The following is a 15,514-nucleotide window of genomic DNA, read 5'->3' on the forward strand; positions in this document are numbered from 1 at the left end:
CTCACACGGCGTCCGTGCGGTGGACGATCCGCCCGTCGCACACCGTGAGCTCCGCCGTGACGTCCTTGAGCTCGGAGGGGTCCGCGTCGAACGGGTTGCGGTCCAGGAGGACGAGGTCCCCCAGGAACCCCTCCTCGATGCGGCCCAGCCGGTCCTCGTCGAAGGACGCCTTGGCAGCCTCCACGGTGTAGGCGTCCAGGGCCTCGGCCACAGTGACGTTCTGGACGGTGTCCGCGACCTGCCCGGAGACGGTGGTGCGGGTGACGCACGCGGAGATCCCGAGCCACGGGTTCGCGGTGGTCACGGGAAAGTCCGAGTTGCTGGGCGCAAGGATCCCGCGGTCCAGGAACGTGCGCATGGGGTACGTGCGGGCCATCCGCTGCGGGCCGAGGTTCCGGCAGTAGGAGTCCCCCAGCTCGTGGATGAACGCCGTGGAGGACGCCGCCACGATCCGGTTCTCCACCAGCCGCCGCAGGTCCTCCTCGGTGGGCAGCGCGCAGTGCTCCACCCTGTGCCGCCGGGTGGTGACGAGCGCGCGGTAGGCAGCCTCGGCGTCGTCGTCCTCCGCCGCGACCTCCCGGCCCGCGCCCTCGATGAGGTCCAGGGCCTGCTCCACGGCCCGCTCGCCGATGCCGTGGATGGCCAGCCGCAGCCCGTTGCGCAGTGCCTGGGCGGCCATGGGGGCGATGTCCGGGGTGTCGTAGTAGAGGATGCCGCACGAGTCGCCGCCCTCAAACGGTTCCGCGACCGCCGCGGTCTGCCCGCCCACGGAACCGTCCAGGATGAACTTCATGCCCTGGATCCGCACCATGTCGTCCCCGAGCCCGCTGCGGATGCCGGTGCCGATCACCTCGTCGTAGCTGCCGTGGAAGTCCCCCAGCTCCAGCGCGAAGTACCACGGGCGGAACCTGGTGCTCAGCTCCCCGGTCTCCTGCAGGTGCAGGTACGTGCCCATCTCCAGGGGCCCGGTGCTCATGTCGTGGACCGTGGTGAGGCCCCACGCCGCGAAGTCCTGCTGCGCCACGCGCATCCCGTCCAGCAGCTCGCGCGGCCCACTCTCGGGCAGGTCCGCCAGGGACATCGCCGTCTCCTGCAGCAGGCCCGCGGGCTCGCCGGAGCCGTCCCGCACGATCCGACCGCCGGAGGGGTCCGGGGTGTCCGCCGTGATCCCCATCCGCTCCAGTGCCGCGGTGTTCACCAGGGCCATGTGGGCGCAGGTGCGCTTGAGGTACACCGGGTGCTCCGGGGCCGCCTCGTCCAGGTCCTCGCGGGTGGGCCCGGGGCCCTCCATGCGGTGCTCGTCGTAGCCCCAGCCGACCACCCACTCGCCCGGCTCCGCGGCGGTCGCGGCCTCGCGGATGGCGGCCACGACATCGCCCGCGCGCGGTGTCGTGGCCGGGCGGCAGTCCGCGTTCAGCGCCAGTCGGGCGTAGAGGCCCGGATGGCCGTGGGTCTCGATGAACCCCGGCACGAGGTACCGCCCGCCCGCGTCCACGACCGGTGCGGAGGGGGCCGCGCGGCGTCGTGCCTCCTGCGGCTCCCCCACGAACGTGATCACGCCGTCCTCGACCACGACCCCCTTCGGCTCGCGCTCGAACGCCCCTCCGGGGCGGTGCACGACGGCGTCCAGCACGGTGACGCTGCGGGTGGTCGGCTGCTCCATGGGGGTCTCCTGGTGGTTAGTGGAATGCGGGCCTCGGTGCGCCGGCCCGGTCCGCCAACTCGGGCCCTGTGCTCCGGAGCTGCGGCGCGGCCCGACGGCGCGCTGGCCGCACGTCGTCGTCAGCGCTGCAGCAGGTCGCCGGTGATCTGGTCCACGTTCTGCTCCTCGTCCCGGCGGATCAGGCGCCGCGCGAAAATCGAGGAGACCAGGGAGATCAGCGCGAGCACCAGTAGCAGCAGGGTGGGCCCGAGCGAGGTGCCGCCGGTCGCCCCCAGGATCCACGCGGCCAGGGCGGGCATGAACCCGGCGACCACGCCCGCAATGTTGGCGCACAGGGCGATGGCCGAGTACCGCACCTTCACCGGGAACAGCTGGGTCAGCACGGTGCCGACCGGGGCGTACGGGATGGAGGCGAAGCCGATGCCCAGGACCATGGCGGCGGTGATCAGCACCGTGCTGCGCGTGTCCACGAGCCAGAAGATGGGGAACGCCAGGACCGCCGCGATGGCGTAGCCCACGACCACCACGATGGAGGGCGAGGTCCGGTCCGCGATCTTGCCCGCGATGGTCATGGTGATGATCTCCGCGACCGCGCCCCACGTGATGGCCGTGAGGATCACCGTGGAGGGCACGCCCAGCTGGCCGGTGGCGTAGCTGATCATGAAGGTGGTGAGCACGAAGAACCCGGCGTTGCCGAAGAGGTACGTGCCGATGCCCAGCAGCAGCCGGCCGGGCACGGTGCGCACGATCTCGACGGCGGGCAGGCCCTCCTTGACCTCGGGCGCGGCGGCGCGGGCGGCCTGGGCGTCCTTGTAGTCGTCGGTCTCGTCCACGCGCAGCCGGATCCACACGCCCACCACGACCAGCAGGATGGAGATCAGGTACGGGATGCGCCAGGCGCCCTCCAGGAACTTCTCCCCGGACAGTCCCACCACGGCGGCCACGATCATGGAGGAGAGGATGGTGCCGGTGGGAGAGCCCAGCTGCACGACGGCTCCGTAGAACCCGCGCTTGTCCTCCGGTGCGTTCTCCACGGCCATCAGGGTGGCCCCGCCCCACTCGCCGCCAGCGGCCATGCCCTGCACGAACCGCAGCGCGGCCAGCAGGACCGGTGCCACGATGCCCGCCGTCTCGTAGGTGGGCAGCACGCCGATCAGGGCGGAGGCCAGGCCCATCACCACGATGGTGACCATGAGGATGGTGCGCCGCCCGAGCCGGTCCCCGAAGTGCCCGGCGAGCAGCGCACCCACGGGGCGGGCGAGGAACCCGATGCCGAACAGCAGGAAGGACTGGATGACCTTCAGCGCCGGGTCCTCCCCGCCGAAGAACAGCGGCGCGAAGACGATCGAGGCGGTGGTGCCGAACAGGAAGAAGTCGTACCACTCCAGGGACGTCCCCACGTAGGCGCCGATCAGGGCGCGGCGGGCCTTGCGGGGGTTGTGCTCGCGGACCGGGGCGGTCTCGGGCGTGGGGGACATGTGGACCTCTGGGTCGGGGACGGCTGGGCGGGCCCGCGTGCTCACGATCATTCGCGAGGTCGCGGCCCTGGTCATGTCACTATGTGACCTGCTCCGCACGCCGTCAACTGGTGCGGGACGGCCCCCGCCTCAGCCCCGCAGCGTGCGCACGAACTCCCACAGGGTCTCGGCGGCCGCCGGGAGGTTGTGCGCGAAGCCCTCGAGGTCCTCGCTCGTGTCCCGGCGGTAGTTCACGCAGAGCTCGTAGCCGTCCGTGTGGGTGGTGTAGGTGACCCCGAAGCCCTCGGGCGTGGTGGGGGCGAATGCGTAGCGCACGATCCGGTCCGAGCTGCCGATGGACGTGGTGGAGAGGAAGTCCCGGCGCAGCGCGGCGAGCGCGGGGAGCTCGAAGAACGGAGACTCCTCACCCAGCGTGGCGGCCACGGTGGCGAGTCCCAGCAGGTGGCGGTCCACACCGTGGGCGCGCTTGCACGCCTTGACCCAGGCGCGGTGGGCGTCCAGAGCGGCGGTGAACTGCCCTGCGGTGGCCGTGCCCTCGTGCAGTGCGCGGACGAACGACACGGCCTGCGGGGTGACGGGGCGCAGGCACTCGGTGCGCCCGGCCTGGTACTCGCGCACATCCACGGCCTCGTAGACGCCGCGGGGCCTGCCGTACGTGGCAACCTGGGCGAGCAGCATGATCAGCTGCTGCGCAGCGTCGTCGCTGATGCGGAAGGGGCGCTCGGCGCGGTGCAGCCGGGGCACGAACACACGGTGCACGCCCAGCAGGGCGGCCTCGCTGCGGTAGGCGGCGGTCGCGGCCACGAGCTCCTCGCGCAGCGGTGCGTCCAGTTCCCAGGTGAGCGCGCGGGGTGCGGGGGTCTCGGCGGGCGGCTCCTCGTCCGGGATCGTGACCTCCTGCAGTGCGCCGACCACCGCGAGGATCGTGGCGCCGTCCACGGTGCTGTGCTCCACGTGCATCGCGAGCCAGTCGTCCTCCAGGCACACCTCGTACGTGATGGGCTTGTACGCCCACGCGTGGCCCACCTCGAACGCGGAGCGCTCCAGGTGCTCCACCACCTCAGCGCGAGCCTCCACCACGTTGACCACGAACAGCATGCGCGTCAGCCGCTCGTAGACCTCCCGGTTGTGCTCCACGCCGGTGAGCCGCTCCAGCAGGGGCGCGGCCACCTCGCCACCCAGGTAGGACAGCGCCCCGAAGGGCAGCTCGGTCTCGCGCGGCTCGTCCCGCTCGACCACGGCGCGCAGGGCCTCGGCCACCGAGCGCAGGGGCAGCAGCTTCAGCTGCGGGGTACCGATGGGCATCGCGTACAGCCTGCCGCGGTGGATCACGCCGATCTCCGGGACCGCGGCGGGGGCCGGCTCCGCCGTGGTTTCCCGGTGCGGTGACGACGACGCCGCCCAGCCCGGTCTGCGGATCTCGTCCCGTTCCGGAAGGGGGTGCCTGATGCCTCCCTCCAGGCACTCCCACTGGGTCATGTCCACGGGGTTGCCGCGCGGATCGACCTCCTGCGGGGTCTCCCGGCGGACCTGCCGCAAGTGCACGGAGGCCGCCCGGTACACGAGCTCGGCGGCACGACCCACGCCCGGCGCCCCGAAGTCCCCGGTGATCTGGAAGCCCACGCTCGTGGTCAGGGGCAGGGGCGTGCGGACTGTGAGGTAGCCGTCCAACCACTGGCAGGAGAGCCAGCTGCGCCCCTCGGCGTCCTCGGAGCGGGCGAAGCCCTCGAGGGCGGCCTGCAGCCGCGGGCCCTCCTCAGACCCGAACCGCCGGACCTCGGTACGGGTCGCCGCGAGCGTCTCCGCGTCCACGAGGGGCTCGGCAGCGGTGAGGAAACGCTGAAGCGTCTCGCCCAGGGGCGGCACGGGGAGCGGCTTCACGCTCATGGCGGGGTCCTTTCGGTGGGTGGGGCAGGCCCTGGGGTGGAACTCAGTTCTCGCGCTGGTACCTCTCGATGGCGCTCGCCAGCCGCTCCACGCCCTCGCGGATCACGTCCGGGGCGTGGGTCACGAAGGACAACCGCATGGTGGAGGTGTCCGGATCGTGCGCGTAGAACGAAGCACCGGGCACGAAGGCCACGCCCTCCTCCACGGCCATCTCCAGCAGCCGGGTGGTGTCGATGCCGTGGCCCAGACGCGCCCACAGGAACATGCCGCCGTCCGGGCGGGTGACCTGGGCACCGTCGGGCAGCACCCGCTCCAGCTCCGCGTACATGGCCCGCGCGCGCTCGGCATAGATGGGACGGACACGCTGGAGGTGCGCCTCGACGTCGGCGGTCTCCAGGTAGCGTGCCACGGCCAGCTGGTCCGGCACCGGGGACTGCAGCCCGATGGCCTGCTTGGCCACGGTGAGCGTGAACTGGATGGCGCCCTCGGAGCGCATCCACCCCACCCGCACGCCCGGGGCGATGATCTTGGACACCGAGTTCAGCAGGATGGTCTGCGCGGACATCCCCGGCAGGGACGCGATGGGCGGCATGGGGTCGCCCGCGTAGGCCAGTTCGCCGTACGGGTCGTCCTCCACGAGCGCCGTTCCCGTGCGCAGCAGCACGTCCGCGACGGCGCGGCGCCGCTCCATGGACATGCAGATGCCGGCGGGGTTCTGGAAGGACGGGATCAGGTACACGAACTTGGGGTGGTGCTCCCAGATCAGCCGCTCGAGCTCGTCCGGCAGCACACCGTGCTCGTCCGTGGGGACACCCACCATGTGCGCGCCGTTGAGGTCGAAGGCCTGCACCGCGGCGAGGTACGTGGGGCGCTCCACCAGGATGGTGTCCCCTGGGTTCACGAGAGCCTGCGCCACCACGAAGAGCCCCTCCTGGGAGCCCGTGGTCACCTGGATCTGCTCCGCGGTGGTGGGCAGGTCACGGCTGATCCGGAGCGCCGCCTGCTCGCGCAGCTCCGGCTCCCCCTCGCTGGAGGCGTACTGCAGGGCACGCTGCGGCTGGTGCTCGAAGACCCACGCGTAGGCCGCCCGGACGTCCTCCACCTCGAAGTAGTCCGGATCCGGGACACCGCCCGCGAAGGAGATCACCCCTTCCTTGGAGACGATCTCCAGCAGGTCCCGCACGGGCGAGGTGTCCACCCCTGCCAGACGGTCGGCAACGCGGAACGAGAAGGTCTCCGAAGTACTCATGCCGCCAGTATCCCACCGGCTCAGGACCCGCTCCCGCAGCGGCCGCCCCGTGTGCTCAGGAGGCCTGCAGGGGGTCCACGCACCACGCCCGCACCAGGGAGAGCACGTGCCGGTCGAAGGAGCGCTGCGCGCCTTCCCCGGCAACCACGGGACGGCGCAGCTCGATGGTCACCCAGCAGCGCCAGGCCCCGGCGCCCCCCGGCTGCCGCGGCGCAGCCGCCGTACCACCCACCACACGGCGACGAGGACCACGCTGACCAGCACCACTCGGGAGAAGATCCCCGCGTACTGCTCGGCGATGTGCCATTTCTCACCCAGCACGTAGCCGACCAGCACAAAGAAGGTGTTCCAGATCAGCGAGCCGGCCGCACTGAGCAGCACGAAGCTTGCAAAGGGCATCCGCTCGATGCCGGCGGGGATGGAGATCAGGGAACGGAAGATGGGGACCATCCGGCCCAGGAAGACGGTGGCCCTGCCGTGGCGCGCGAACCACTCCTCGGTGCGGTCCAGATCCGCGAGGTCCACCAGGGGCATCTTCGCCACCACGAGGCGCAGGCGACGGCGCCCCACGGCCGCGCCGATCCAGTACAGGGCGGTCGCCCCCACCACCGAACCGAGCGTGGTCCAGAAGATGGCCTCCACCAGGGTGAAGCTGCCGCGGCTTGCGGTGAACCCGGCCAGCGGCAGGATCACCTCGGACGGCAACGGAGGGAAGAGGTTCTCGAGCGCCACCAGAAGACCCGCCCCGGGGGCTCCGATGGACTCCATGACGTCCACCACCCACCCAGAGATCCCGGTCATCGGTGAAGCGCTCTCGGACGGTGTGGCAGCCAGGGTGACAGGCAGGGACATGAAGAAGTTCTCCGCGCGTGGTCGTCAGGGGAGTCAACCACGCTATCCGAGGCGGCTGGGGTTGTACTCCGAGCTCTCCGGGCAGAACCTGGGCAGATCCCGTGGAACCGGGCGCCCTGCGGAACGCGGGAGCAGCACCGGCCTCCCGCAATGCGTTTGAATGGGCGCATGCGTCTGTGGTCCGTACACCCGTCTCTGCTCGACCGTCGCGCCCTCGTAGCCTGCTGGCGGGAGGGTCTGCTCGCGCAGAAGGTGCTGCTGGGGCGGACGAAGGGCTACACGAACCACCCGCAGCTGGAGCGGTTCCGTGCCACGAGCGATCCTGTCGCCTCCGTGGTCACCTACCTGCACGGCATCGCGGACGAGGCGGACCGCCGCGGCTACTCCTTCGACCGCACCCGTCTGGTGGGTCCGCCGGAGCCGGGCGTCTCGCTCACCGTCACGGACGGCCAGCTCGCGTACGAGTCCACCTTCCTGCTGCAGAAGGTCCTCGGGCGGGACCCGGGGTGGGCGGCCACCACCCTTGCCGAGCTCTCACCGGAGGAGGTCCGGCCACACCCCGTGTTCGTGCGCGTCGAGGGTCCCGTGGCCTCGTGGGAGCGCGTCAAGGACTGAGCTTACGATCACCTCGTGCCCTCCCGCGGACGCGGCCGTGCCGATGCTCCCCTACCTGGGACGAGTCACGGTCGCCGCCGCGCTGAACCCGAGGATCGCGCTGTTGAACTGAGCCAGCCTGCCCAACGAAAGGCCACCACTCATGAGCCACCTCTTCCAGACCGTCGACACCCCGGACGGCCCCTTCACCGCCGTCGCCGGACCGAGCGGCGCCGTGATCGCCTCCGGGTGGACGGACTCGGTGACCACGCTGCTCTCGCGGGTGCGGCCGGAGAACCGGCCCGGCGCCGTCGTGCCCGGAACCGTGACGGCGGTGGACGCGGTCCTCGCCTACTACGACGGTGGTCCCCGCAGCGTGACAGACGTTCCCGTGGAGCTGCACGGCACCGACGGCCAGCTCGCCGGGTGGGAGGCGCTGCGCCGGATCGCCCCCGGGCGGCCGTTGACGTACACGGAGTTCGCGGCGCAGCTGGGGAACCCGCGGGCGGTGCGGGCGGCGGCGTCCGTGTGCGCGCGCAATCCCGTGGCGCTGTTCGTGCCGTGCCACCGGGTGCTGCGCGCGGACGGATCACTGGGCGGGTTCGCGTGGGGTGAGGACGTCAAGCGGCGTCTGCTGGACCGCGAGGAGCGGACCACCACGGTGTGAACGGGCTCCCGGGCAGTCGTCCCGGGACGGGATGACAGACTGGACGGGTGGAACGAGAGCGCACGGAGAACGGTATGAGCTGCAGCGTTGTCATCCCAGTGCGCAACGACGTCCGCTACCTCGAGCGCTGCCTGCGGGCCCTCGGGCAGCAGACGTGCCCTCCGAACGAGATCGTGGTGGTGGACAACGGCTCCACGGACGGCCTGGCGCACCTCCTGGACCGCCACCCAGAGGTGCGCAGCGTGGCGGAGCCCGTGCGCGGCGTCGCCATCGCGGCAGCCGCGGGGTACGACGCCGCCCGAGGGGACATCATCCTGCGCTGCGACGCGGACAGTGTGCCGGCCCCCGGGTGGATCGAACGGCACGTGAGCATTCTGGACGCGGCGCAAACGGCACCCCGCGGCTCTTCCATGCAGAGGGGCACCGGGCCGCAGCGGGAGACCGTAGCCGTCTCCGGGATCGCCCGTTTCGGCCCCCGCCACCCCGAGCTCGGACGTCTCACCGGTGCGGCCTACATCACGGCATACCGGCTCGTGGCTGGCACTGCCCTCGGCCACTGGGCCCTGTGGGGCTCCAACGTGGCGTTTCGGCGGGAGTGGTGGGAACAGGCATCACCCCACGTCCACCGGACTCCGCGCGTGCACGACGACTTCGATCTCAGCTTCCGGGTCCAGCCCCACCAGCGTGTGGTCATGGACCCGCACAACGTCGCGGTGGTTTCCTGGCGCGCGGTGGTCTCCCCCGCGCGCATCCGCCGCCAGCTGGGCATGGCCGCCGCCACCGTTCTCACGAACTGGGCGGACGAACGGCCGTGGGTGCGGTGGGAAGGCCGCCTTGCCTGGCGGAGCAGCGGGCATCGGTGACCCGCGGGGCGGCTGGGGCCGGTGAGGCACGGAGGACACGTGGAGGAGTGGGCTGGGCCTCCGTGGGACGGCCGCTCGGGTCGGTCCTGGGTGCCACCACGTGCTTCACCGCGATCCTCGCGGCGGCGTACTACGCGCTGGACACGTGGTGGGTGGACACGGCCGTGCTGATGCTCGCGGGGCTTGGACAGGTGCTCGCGTTCCTGTGGTTCCGGGCGGCGGCGCCGCGGGCCATCTGCTCGCTGGTCCTGCTGGCCGCCGCGCTCAGTGCCGCCGCGCAGCTCTACAGTGCGATCTGGTGGTGGGACATCCTCATGCACTTCGTGACGCTGCACGCCCTGGTGTGGATGGCGTGGAACCGTGCCCTCACGGGCAGCCCTGAGCTGCGGGCACGTGCGCGGTCCCGGCCAGGGGAGGCATTTGCGCTGTGCGCGGTGGTGGGGTTCCTCATCGCGGTCGTGTGGGAGGTCATGGAGCTGCTGGGGTTCCTGTTCGTGACACCGGAGATCCACATTCCGCTGCTGGACACCCTCGGGGACGTGGCCGTGGGCGTGCTCGGTGCGGCGCTGGTGGGCTTCCACCGCGAACCGCACTGAGTTCCCACCGGCTTCCTGCCGAGCCTCCCCGAGACCGGGTGCCCGGGGGCAGTGCGGTGGCGGGGCGACGTCGTCGGGCCCGGCATGCGATTCTTGATCCCATGTCGCACGAGAACCCTTCCCAGAAAGCCCCCACCACCGTCGAGGAGTGGGACGAGCGCTACGGCACCGCGAACCTGTGGAGTGGTGAGCCCAACCAGACCCTCACCACGGTGGTTGCGGACCTCGTGCCGGGAACGGTGCTGGACGTCGGGTGCGGCGAGGGCGCCGACGCCGTGTGGCTGGCCCGGCACGGCTGGAGCGTGACCGCGCTGGACCTCTCCCGCGTGGCGGTCGAGCGAGGGCGGGCACGGGCGGACGCCGCCGGGCTGGCGATCACGTGGCTCGTGCAGGGGTTCGGGGAGGCGGAGACCGGGAAGTTCGACCTGGTCTCCGTGCAGTACCCGGCCATCCCGCGCGGCGGTGACGAGCATGTGGAGGAGGCGCTCGAACGGGCCGTGGCGCCGGGAGGAAGGCTGCTGTTCGTGCACCACGACATGGACGAGGCGCCCCACGGGTACGACACGCAGGACTACGTGATGCCGCAGCACGTGCTCGCGCACGTGGCCGGGCGCGGGTGGGAGATCGAACGGGACGAGGTCCGCGAGCGCCATGTGCCGGGCGGGGCCGGTGCGGGGCACAGCCGGGACCGGGTGGTGCTGGCTCGAAAAGTCTGACGCACCGGGCAGGCCGCGCGGGTCCGCGAGCGCCATGTGCCGGGCGGGGGCGCCGGCGGTTCCTCGTTGAACGACGCCGGGCCTGCGGGCCCAGGGCAGCACGCCCCACAGAGCGGTCCCCCACTCAGCGAGGCTCGATCCCCCAAGAACCGAGTCTCGCGTCGAACGCGTCCTCAGCAACGGCGGAGCTCCATTGCCTCGGGCAGAGGGTACCTCCGGTGCAGGCGTGCTGCTGCCTTCCACCGACTACACCGGGACGGGATCCTGGACGCGCCGGGAAAGGCCGCGAGTGAGTTTAGTTGCTCGCTTCTAAGTTGTCCACAATTGAATGCATACGGGTGGCACTTCCTGGTGGTCGGCCAGGGCTCCGGGCGCGTCGGGGAGCCTTGGTCGTTGAAAGGGCGGGCGGTTCAGAAGCTGCCGCCCACGCCACCGCCCATTCCACCCGGGCCTCGACCGCCGGGCCCGCCGGGGGCCCCACCGGGACCGACGCCGGGGCCACCACGACCCGGGCCCCCGAAACCGCCGGATCCGCCGTCGGGACCACCGGGGCCCCTCTCGCGGACGGACCCGCCGCCGCCGAAGAACCCGCCGCGGTGGCCGCCGTAGGAGGAGCCGTAGCCCTGGTCGTCGCCGTAGCCGCTCCCGTACGAGGAGCCGCCGAAGAGTCCACCCAGCCCGCCCGGGCGACGGCCACCACCGAACAGTCGGGAGAGCAGCCCGGGACGCCCGCCCACACCGTCGCCGCCCGTGAGTCCGCTCCACACCGCGGAGCCGACGAACCCGGCCGCCAGCGACGCCAGGACCGTACCGCCCCCGCCGAGCGAGCCCGTGAGGCTGCTCATGCTCCCCGGCTGGCGCATTTCCAGGCGGGTCGCCGAGCGGGCGAGCGACGCGGAGGACGTATCCGCGGGAGACTCGCCGTTCCGAGCGAGCGCGGCAAGAACCTCCTGACGCTCGGTGGGCGTCATCGCCGCGAACGCCTCCTCGTGGGCCTTCTCGATCTGCTCCGGGCTGCTCGTGGACAGCAGGTACCGGTACCGGGCCACGGCGTCCGTGCTCTGGGCGGATCCGTACGCGCTGGTGGTCATGGTCGCACTCCCCTTCGTGGATTCCTTGCGGGCTGTCGGCCCGTGCTTCCACGGTAGGAACGGCAGGTGTGGCCCGTGCTGGCGGCGGCTGTGCGGGGGCTGTGGGGCGTGTGCCGGTGAGGGGTGGCGACAGCGCGGGAGGTGCGCATGCGACGTCGGCAACGGGTCAACCCGTCCCGGGAACCCGCCCAGAGAGGGGCAGCGACCCCGGGACGAAGAACGTCGCAGGGGCCGCCGCATGCCTGTCCGTGAGGGCTGGGCCTGATAAGGGCTACAGACCCTCGCCCGAGGGGGAGACCAGGATCTTGACCGCGGTCTCGGTGCGGTTGATGAGAGTGTCGAAGCCCTCCTCGACCAGGCCCTCCAGGCCAATCTTGCCGGTGATGAACGGCTTGAGGTCGATCTTGCCGGACTCCACGAGCGCGATGGTCGCGGGGTGCGAGTTCACGTAGGCGATCGTGCCCCGCAGGTCGATCTCCTTCATGACCAGCTTGTGCATGTCGAAGTCCGCACGCTTGCCCCAGATGGAGACGACCACAAGTACCCCTGTGGGACGCAGTGCATCCATGAGGGTATCGAGGACCACCTGGACGCTCGTGCACTCGAAGGCGACGTCCGCGCCCTTGCCGTTGGTGAGCTTGCGGACCTCCTCAGCCACGTCCGTCTCCCGGGGGTCCAGTGCGTAGTCGGCGACACCGGCCTCGACGGCCTTCTCGCGGCGCAGGGTGCTCAGTTCGGACATCACCACGGTGACGCCCAGGGCCTTGAGGACGGCGGCCGTCAGCAGACCGATGGGGCCGGCACCACCCACGAGGGCGACGTCACCGGCCTTCGCGCCGGAGCGCTCGACCGCGTGGTAACCCACCGACAGCGGCTCGATCAGAGCAGCCTCGTCCAGGGGGATCTCGTTGGAGATCGGGTGCACCCAGCGGCGCTTCACGGAGATCTTCTCCCCCAGACCGCCGCCGCCACCGGCCAGGCCGATGAAGTTCATGTTCTCCGAGAGGTGGTAGTCCCTGCTGTCCGGACCGGTGTCCACACCCTCACCGATGATGTAGGGCTCGACGACGACGTGCTGGCCGACCTCCACGTCGTCCACACCGTCGCCAACGGCGTACACGACGCCCGAGAACTCGTGTCCCAACGTGACCGGGGACGTCTCGCCCGAGATGGGGTGCGGGGTGTCCGGCGTGGGGCAGAAGATGGGACCCTCGAGGTACTCGTGCAGGTCCGTGCCGCAGATGCCGCACCAGGCCACATCGATTCCCACCATGCCGGGTCCGACCTCTGGCTCGGGCAGGTCGTCGATGCGAATGTCCTTGCGTCCGTAGTAGCGTGCCGCTCTCATGAAGGGCTCCTCCCATAGGCGGACGCGGACGTCCCGCGCCCTGCCCCCAATTTTATGCTTTTGCGGCGCCGATCATGCGGTCGAAACTTCAGGACATCTGTTGTGGGAGGTAGTCACGCCAGAAAGCATCATCCGCCCAGCCCTCGAACATTCCCCTGGGCCTCAGCGCAACGGCCGGCGTCTGGTCCAGACGTTCGATCAGTCATTACACCCAGCTGCTTCGAGGAGACACCGTGTCGAGAACGGATACAGAGACGCTAGGACCGGGTAGAGACGCTTCCGCCGATGCGCGTCCTCCTCCAGGACGCTTCTTTCGTCCAGCCAGGCTGTGGAACGGCCGGCGGGAATGGCGGGGTGCACTCCCAGGCCAACATTTCAGAGACGACCGTGGTGAGCACAGACATTCAGCACTCGAACATATGTTTTCAGCCAGGACGACATCACGGACTCATTGAGCCCCAACCACCTGGCGACCGGTGCTCTGCGCCGCCGCTGACGGAGGTTCGGGTAGAGGTGGAGCAGCTGTCCTTCTGGCTAACCCATGCGCGGATGAAGAGGCTCACCCCCCGCAGGCGCGGGGAGCACTTGATGCGGACCACCGTGTTGCCAATGGCACGGGGCTCATCCCCGCAGGCGCGGGGAGCACACCGGCAAGGTCCGCCTGTCCTACTGCCACCTCGGCTCATCCCCGCAGGCGCGGGGAGCACGGTTGTTGTTGCTGGCGTTGCCTCGCGTGCGCGGGCTCATCCCCGCAGGCGCGGGGAGCACAACAGGGGGCCCTATGACACGGAGCGGGTCGAGGGCTCATCCCCGCAGGCGCGGGGAGCACGCAGCCTCACCACGGATACGCTCCATGCCCTCGGGCTCATCCCCGCAGGCGCGGGGAGCACTTCAAGACGAAGCGGGTGACCGCGCCGAACGGGGGCTCATCCCCGCAGGCGCGGGGAGCACGGCCTGAACATGCGGCCTGCCCTGGAACGGGTGGGCTCATCCCCGCAGGCGCGGGGAGCACTACAACGACCGGCTGGGCGGGGCGTTGGAGCAGGGCTCATCCCCGCAGGCGCGGGGAGCACGGCGTGGTAGGCGTTGAAGATCATGCCGTCGGCGGCTCATCCCCGCAGGCGCGGGGAGCACATGACCGTAAATGACTCGTGGTGTAGCTACCCGGGCTCATCCCCGCAGGCGCGGGGAGCACGACCCCCCGCCGCTAACCCGGCGGGGTGGTGGGGGCTCATCCCCGCAGGCGCGGGGAGCACGAGGAGGCGTACGGGGTGATCGCCCCGCCCGTCGGCTCATCCCCGCAGGCGCGGGGAGCACTCATTCCACGCCTTCAACGCCCGAGAGCCCACGGGCTCATCCCCGCAGGCGCGGGGAGCACACCCGCTGGAACATCTCCGTGGACCCGGTGCCGGGCTCATCCCCGCAGGCGCGGGGAGCACAGGGCCTCCGTGATCCACGCGGTGAGCTTCACCGGCTCATCCCCGCAGGCGCGGGGAGCACGACCTCCCGCCCGGGTCCGTGGTGCTCGACAGGGGCTCATCCCCGCAGGCGCGGGGAGCACTCGTGGCCTTAGTAGTCCCCTACTGCCAGCGCGGGCTCATCCCCGCAGGCGCGGGGAGCACTCGGCGCACACGGAGTTCTTGAACGTCTCCAAGGGCTCATCCCCGCAGGCGCGGGGAGCACTCGGTCGTGGAGGTTATCGACCGCGACATCCTGGGCTCATCCCCGCAGGCGCGGGGAGCACCCCTATCGGTGCGGTGCCCCTCACGCGCTGAAGGGCTCATCCCCGCAGGCGCGGGGAGCACGCGTCGACTGCGGTGGGGGTGTAGATGGAATCGGGCTCATCCCCGCAGGCGCGGGGAGCACATCGTATTGTGCTTCTCGATTGCCTCAGTGCGTGGCTCATCCCCGCAGGCGCGGGGAGCACACCCGCGATGTCCACCCCCTGCGCGCCGAACCAGGCTCATCCCCGCAGGCGCGGGGAGCACGTAGAGACGTGGGGGGAGGCCGATCGGGGCATGGGCTCATCCCCGCAGGCGCGGGGAGCACGAACTCGATGGACCCCTTCTTCGTGTCCACCAGGGCTCATCCCCGCAGGCGCGGGGAGCACTCTCTGTGGAGAGCGCGACCGGTCGCGAGTGCAGGCTCATCCCCGCAGGCGCGGGGAGCACTCCAGTACTGCTACATGGAGTACGGGATCGACGGGCTCATCCCCGCAGGCGCGGGGAGCACCAACCCGCACCGGGCGCAGGCTCGCTGAAACTGGGCTCATCCCCGCAGGCGCGGGGAGCACTACGTACTCGCTCCGCTCGAGCCACTCCACCGTGGCTCATCCCCGCAGGCGCGGGGAGCACGCGTAGGCCCCGGCGAGGTTGGCCCCCGTGAAGGGCTCATCCCCGCAGGCGCGGGGAGCACTCCGCAGCCATGGAACCAGTGACGTTGAGCTGGGGCTCATCCCCGCAGGCGCGGGGAGCACAAGGTGTCCTGGTCCCTCACTGAGGCGGTCACGG

13 protein-coding genes and 1 CRISPR repeat array (1 of these 14 running past the window's edge) are annotated in these 15,514 nt (G+C 71.0%); of the genes, 5 read left to right on the forward strand and 8 right to left on the reverse strand.

Translation table 11 applies throughout. The features are described 5' to 3' along the window. Position 1: 1 nt before the first annotated feature. The 5 genes from ABD264_RS08890 to ABD264_RS08910 form a co-directional block, all read right to left on the reverse strand. The gene (locus ABD264_RS08890; RefSeq protein ID WP_344205565.1) at positions 2-1,663 is read right to left on the reverse strand and encodes an amidohydrolase; all 1,662 of its coding nucleotides are present in this window, start codon (positions 1,661-1,663) and stop codon (positions 2-4) included. Positions 1,664-1,782: 119 nt separating this feature from the next. Continuing rightward, positions 1,783-3,141: an MFS transporter gene (locus ABD264_RS08895; protein ID WP_303106359.1), complete on the reverse strand. Its 1,359-nt coding sequence runs from the start codon at positions 3,139-3,141 to the stop codon at positions 1,783-1,785. A 129-nt stretch (positions 3,142-3,270) separates the two neighbouring features. After that, positions 3,271-5,028: a choline/carnitine O-acyltransferase gene (locus ABD264_RS08900; RefSeq protein ID WP_344205568.1), complete on the reverse strand. Its 1,758-nt coding sequence runs from the start codon at positions 5,026-5,028 to the stop codon at positions 3,271-3,273. 43 nt (positions 5,029-5,071) lie between these two features. Beyond that, positions 5,072-6,277 carry an aminotransferase-like domain-containing protein gene (locus tag ABD264_RS08905; RefSeq protein WP_344205570.1) on the reverse strand — a complete coding sequence of 402 codons (1,206 nt, stop codon included), beginning with the start codon at positions 6,275-6,277 and terminating at the stop codon, positions 5,072-5,074. A gap of 168 nt (positions 6,278-6,445) precedes the next feature. Beyond that, positions 6,446-7,129: a DedA family protein gene (locus ABD264_RS08910; protein WP_344205572.1), complete on the reverse strand. Its 684-nt coding sequence runs from the start codon at positions 7,127-7,129 to the stop codon at positions 6,446-6,448. A gap of 168 nt (positions 7,130-7,297) precedes the next feature. On the opposite strand from ABD264_RS08910, the gene ABD264_RS08915 reads away from it, so the two are divergent. The 5 genes from ABD264_RS08915 (at position 7,298) to ABD264_RS08935 (ending at position 10,565) form a co-directional block, all read left to right on the forward strand. Continuing rightward, complete coding sequence (locus ABD264_RS08915) at positions 7,298-7,744, forward strand: pyrimidine dimer DNA glycosylase/endonuclease V (protein ID WP_094393306.1); 447 nt, start codon at positions 7,298-7,300, stop codon at positions 7,742-7,744. A 142-nt stretch (positions 7,745-7,886) separates the two neighbouring features. Beyond that, a complete protein-coding gene (locus tag ABD264_RS08920; RefSeq protein WP_094393305.1) occupies positions 7,887-8,390 on the forward strand; it encodes a methylated-DNA--[protein]-cysteine S-methyltransferase in 504 nt (167 codons plus the stop codon). Between the two features lie 74 nt (positions 8,391-8,464). After that, a complete protein-coding gene (locus ABD264_RS08925; protein ID WP_303106354.1) occupies positions 8,465-9,253 on the forward strand; it encodes a glycosyltransferase in 789 nt (262 codons plus the stop codon). A 62-nt stretch (positions 9,254-9,315) separates the two neighbouring features. After that, positions 9,316-9,849: a hypothetical protein gene (locus tag ABD264_RS08930; RefSeq protein WP_303106352.1), complete on the forward strand. Its 534-nt coding sequence runs from the start codon at positions 9,316-9,318 to the stop codon at positions 9,847-9,849. A 101-nt stretch (positions 9,850-9,950) separates the two neighbouring features. Continuing rightward, positions 9,951-10,565 carry a class I SAM-dependent methyltransferase gene (locus ABD264_RS08935; RefSeq protein WP_344205577.1) on the forward strand — a complete coding sequence of 205 codons (615 nt, stop codon included), beginning with the start codon at positions 9,951-9,953 and terminating at the stop codon, positions 10,563-10,565. Between the two features lie 410 nt (positions 10,566-10,975). Here the strand turns inward: ABD264_RS08935 and ABD264_RS08940 are convergent, their stop codons facing one another. The 3 genes from ABD264_RS08940 to ABD264_RS12465 all read right to left on the reverse strand — a co-directional run bounded on the left by ABD264_RS08940 (position 10,976) and on the right by ABD264_RS12465 (position 13,526). Beyond that, positions 10,976-11,656: a hypothetical protein gene (locus ABD264_RS08940; RefSeq protein ID WP_344205579.1), complete on the reverse strand. Its 681-nt coding sequence runs from the start codon at positions 11,654-11,656 to the stop codon at positions 10,976-10,978. 271 nt (positions 11,657-11,927) lie between these two features. Further along, complete coding sequence (locus ABD264_RS08945) at positions 11,928-13,004, reverse strand: 2,3-butanediol dehydrogenase (RefSeq protein ID WP_055085784.1); 1,077 nt, start codon at positions 13,002-13,004, stop codon at positions 11,928-11,930. Between the two features lie 375 nt (positions 13,005-13,379). Beyond that, positions 13,380-13,526 carry an Abi family protein gene (locus ABD264_RS12465; protein ID WP_157053156.1) on the reverse strand — a complete coding sequence of 49 codons (147 nt, stop codon included), beginning with the start codon at positions 13,524-13,526 and terminating at the stop codon, positions 13,380-13,382. A gap of 95 nt (positions 13,527-13,621) precedes the next feature. Beyond that, positions 13,622-15,514: a CRISPR direct-repeat array (repeat unit 29 nt; unit sequence GGGCTCATCCCCGCAGGCGCGGGGAGCAC); it runs 698 nt beyond the window's last position.

Source organism: Kocuria salsicia (assembly GCF_039532055.1).
GTDB lineage: Bacteria > Actinomycetota > Actinomycetes > Actinomycetales > Micrococcaceae > Kocuria > Kocuria salsicia.